1 protein-coding gene is annotated in these 1,562 nt (G+C 69.0%); it reads left to right on the forward strand.

Going from position 1 to position 1,562, the window contains the following annotated elements; all coding sequences use genetic code 11:
• Positions 1 to 1,560, forward strand: a 1,560-nt coding sequence (locus E1291_RS41315) for an ABC transporter ATP-binding protein (RefSeq protein ID WP_131743459.1), incomplete at its 5' end; no start/stop codon positions are given.
• Positions 1,561 to 1,562 lie beyond the last annotated feature (2 nt).

The following is a 1,562-nucleotide window of genomic DNA, read 5'->3' on the forward strand; positions in this document are numbered from 1 at the left end:
TATCTGAGTGCGCAGACCGGTCGTGCCGCTGGTGTCGCGGCGACTGATCGGTTGTTCGCGGCGACCGAGGCGCAGGTCGGGTTGCGGCGGTTCGAGGACCCCGCCTTCCTGGACCGGCTGCGGCTGGCACAGGAGGGCGCGGGCAGCACCGCGGAGTTGATTGCGGGGATCGGCGGGACGGGCCAGGGCGTGCTGGCGCTGATGGGCTTTGTGGGGTCGTTGCTGGTTCTCAGTCCGGCGATGACCGCCCTGGTCCTGGTCGCGGCGCTGCCCGCGCTGGTGGCCGAACTGGTCTTGTCGCGGCGCCGTGCGGCCGTCCAGTGGGACAACGAGCAGACTCATCGGCGTGAGTTCTTCTACAACCGGTTGCTGACGGGGGTGGAGGCGGCGACCGAGATCCGCCTGTTTGGGATCGGGCCGTTTCTGCGTGGGCGGATGATGGCCGAGCGGCTGCGCGGTAACGCCGCCGATCGGAGCATGGACCGGCGGGAGCTGGCGACCCAGGGCGGTCTGAGCGCCCTGGGCGCGCTGGTCACCGGAGCGGGTCTGTGGTGGGCGGTTTCGGCCGCCCGGCGCGGGGCGCTGAGCGTGGGTGATGTGGCGATGTTCGTGGCGGCGGTGGCGGGGGTGCAGTCGGCGTTGAACTCGCTGGTGGCGGGGATCGCGGCGGTGCACGGGCGGCTGCTGGCCTTCACCCACTACGTCGCGATCATCGGGGGTGAGCCCGACCTGCCCCGCGCCATTGGCGGGGAGGCGCCGCCGCTGCGCCAGGGCATCGAGTTGCGCGACGTCTGGTTTCGTTACAGTGGTGATCATCCGTGGGTGTTGTCGGGGATCGATCTGGTGATTCCCGATGGGCGGGCGGTGGCGCTGGTGGGGTTGAACGGGGCGGGTAAGAGCACGCTGGTGAAGCTGCTGTGCCGGATGTACGACCCGACGCGCGGGCAGATTCTGTGGGATGGGGTGGATCTGCGTGAGATTCCGCCCGAGCGGCTGCGGGAGCGGATCAGTGCGGTGTTCCAGGAGCACATGCACTATGACATGACCGCCGCGGAGAACATCGCTCTGGGTGATCTGAGCGCGATGGGTGATGGTGAGCGGGTGCGGCGGGCGGCGGGCAGGGCGGGGATGCATGACAAGCTCGCGGGGTTGCCGCGGGGGTATGAGACGTTGCTGACGCGGATGTTCTTCAGTGAGGCCGATAAGAACGATCCCGAGACCGGGGTGGTGTTGTCGGGTGGGCAGTGGCAGCGGCTGGCGCTGGCGCGGGCGTTCGTGCGTGAGGGCCGGGATTTGATGATCTTGGACGAGCCGAGTTCGGGGCTGGATCCCGAGGCCGAGCATCAGGTCCATTCCCGGATGCGTGAGTACCGGGAGGGCCGGACGAGTCTGCTGATCTCTCATCGGCTCAACGCGGTGCGTGAGGCCGATCTGATCGCGGTCCTGGACGGCGGCCGGATCGTCGAGAGGGGCACCCACGACACGCTGCTGGCCGCTGAGGGGACCTACGCCCGCTTGTTCAGGCTCCAGGCCACCGGCTACCAGGAGGCCATCGGATGAGA

The sequence above is a fragment of the Actinomadura roseirufa genome (genome assembly GCF_900659635.1).
GTDB classification, from domain to species: Bacteria; Actinomycetota; Actinomycetes; order Streptosporangiales; family Streptosporangiaceae; genus Spirillospora; species Spirillospora roseirufa.